3 protein-coding genes and 1 pseudogene are annotated in these 2152 nt (G+C 69.8%); all 4 read right to left on the reverse strand.

The features are described from left to right. A partial coding sequence (locus RMO04_RS15645; RefSeq protein WP_309645701.1) for a hypothetical protein occupies positions 1 to 361 on the reverse strand: 361 nt, incomplete at its 3' end. Beyond that, a complete protein-coding gene (locus RMO04_RS15650) occupies positions 358 to 954 on the reverse strand; it encodes a HupE/UreJ family protein (protein WP_309645702.1) in 597 nt (198 codons plus the stop codon). The genes RMO04_RS15650 and RMO04_RS15645, both read right to left, overlap by 4 nt. Then, positions 955 to 1947 carry a P-type DNA transfer ATPase VirB11 gene (virB11, locus tag RMO04_RS15655; RefSeq protein WP_309645703.1) on the reverse strand — a complete coding sequence of 331 codons (993 nt, stop codon included), beginning with the start codon at positions 1945 to 1947 and terminating at the stop codon, positions 955 to 957. It lies immediately after the preceding gene. Further along, positions 1944 to 2152 (reverse strand): annotated as a pseudogene (locus RMO04_RS15660) (type IV secretion protein); the annotation flags it as partial. The pseudogene RMO04_RS15660 and the gene virB11, both read right to left, overlap by 4 nt.

The following is a 2152-nucleotide window of genomic DNA, read 5'->3' on the forward strand; positions in this document are numbered from 1 at the left end:
CGATCTGCCGCCGCCTGGCCACCAGCCAGGCCGCGGGAAGGCAGAGCAAGGCGAACGGAAGCGCGGCGAGCAGACCCACGCGGTCGGGCCCGATCGCGGCCCCCGACCATACCCCCGCATTCGCGGCCAGGACGACGAGGAGGCGCCGGCCTAAGCCCGGCGGCAGATAAACGGCGAGCGAGGTAGCGATGACGCTCAGCCAGCAGGCGAACGTGACGAGGTTGCTTGGCGGCGCGAAGCTCCCCACGCTCGCGGCGACAACCAGGGTCGTAAGGGTCGCGGCCTGGGTGCGAGGCGCCGCGGCGCTCATCGCGAAGCCGAGGGCGGCGCAGAGGAGCGCCGCGGGCAGGACCCCGCTCACGCCACGGCCGCCGCGTACAGGAAATAGACGCCAGCCGCGGCGATGAAGGCTCCCAAGCCCCGGGTCACGACCCGGCCAAGGGGGCGCGCGTTCAGCATGCCGACGGCGATCCCGGCCACGTGCAGCAATCCCGTGGCGAGCACGAATCCCAGGCTGTAGGCGACCGGGTCGGCCGCGACCGGCAATTCCTGGCCGTGGGCGTAGCCGTGAAAGACCGCGAAGAGCCCCACCACGAGCGAGGCGGCCCAGACCGGCGCGCGGAACGCCGCGGCGACCATGAACCCCAGCATCAGCACCGAGACGGCGATCCCGAGCTCGACCGGCGGCATGGGGACGCCAAGCATCCCCAAGACCCCGCCGACCGCCATCACGGTCGGGAAGATAACCGGCAAGATCAACACCAGGGGCCGGCCGAGGAAGGCGCCCCACAGACCCACGGCCACCATGGCCAGGAGATGGTCGGGCCCGCCAATGGGATGCAGAAAGCCTGAGGCGAACCCGCCTTGCAGGGTCGCGCCGGAATGCGCCCAGGCCGGCGACGCGCAGAAGGCGAGGCCCGCCGAGATCAGGACGAGGCTCACGGACCTGCGCATCTAGCTTCGATCCTGGAACGCGATCTGCGAAACGACCCTTCGACCCTCGCGACGCGACAGCTGGACAAAGACTTCGACGACGCTGCGGACATAGGACTCGATTTCGGATCGACCCAGGTTTAGCCCCGCCTGCAATACCAGCATGGCGAGTTGATCGACGGCCCCGCGCGGACTGTCGGCATGGATCGTGGTGATCGAACCGGGGTGGCCCGTATTGACGGCGCGCAGGAAACTCGAGGCCTCCCGGCCCCGAATCTCGCCCAGGATGATCCGATCGGGTCGCATGCGCAGGGCCGCCTGCACCAGATCTTCGACGGTGACCCGCGCTTCCCCGGTCTCGCCCCGGACGGCCACCAAACCCACGGCGTTGGCGTGATCCAACTGCACTTCAGGCGCGTCTTCGATGAGGATCAGGCGCTCATCGCGCGGCACTTCCTTCAGCAAGGCGTTGAGGAAGGTGGTCTTGCCGGTCGAGGTCCCGCCGGCGACGATGATGTTTTTCCGGCTCCGCACGGCAAGTCGCAGGAACTGCGTGGTGCGGCCCGCCGCGAGATGCGCCCGCAGCTCGGCGTCCAGGGCTTCGGTGTCGGACCGCCCGTCCGTCCGGGTTTCGCCAAAGGCGCCGGCGCTTTCGTAGTCTTCCAGGCTGAGGTCGGCGACCACGTGCTTGCGCACGGCCAGCGCGAGCGGACCGCGCGTGGCGGGCGGCGCGATCACCTGGACACGCTCGCCGCCCGGAAGGGTCGCGGCCAACAGCGGATGTTCGCGACTGACGCCCTGATGCGACAGGCTGGCGATCTGGCGGGCGAGCCGCCACAGGGTCGTGTCGTCGAGCTCGGGGGCGGCATGGCGTTCGAGTCCGCCGGTCACCGTCTCAACCCAGACCTCACCGGGCGTGTTGACGAAGATGTCGGTGACATCCGCGCGCTCCAGCATCCGAGCCAGGGGCGCCAGATAGGTGCGCAGATAGATGGCGGCGGGCTCGGCGCTCAAGGGACCGCACCGACGCCGGAGAAGTCGAGGTCGCGACTCACGAAGATGCGGATCGCCTCGCCCTGCGGAACCTTGATGGTGGGCGAAATCTTCTCGCCCTGCACCGCCGAGCTGGCGAGACCCGCCGCCGCTCCCGGTGAGCCGATGCTGATCTGGGTCGACGGCGTGTCCCCCAGGGAGGCCAACACGGCCGTGTCGGCGCCGC

Source organism: Phenylobacterium sp. (genome assembly GCF_031412415.1).
Taxonomy (GTDB): Bacteria; Pseudomonadota; Alphaproteobacteria; order Caulobacterales; family Caulobacteraceae; genus Phenylobacterium.

Excerpts from the sequence above, each read along its gene's own strand:
- RMO04_RS15650 (WP_309645702.1), bottom strand. The coding sequence starts at position 954 with ATGCGCAGGTCCGTGAGCCTCGTCCTGATCTCGGCGGGCCTCGCCTTC.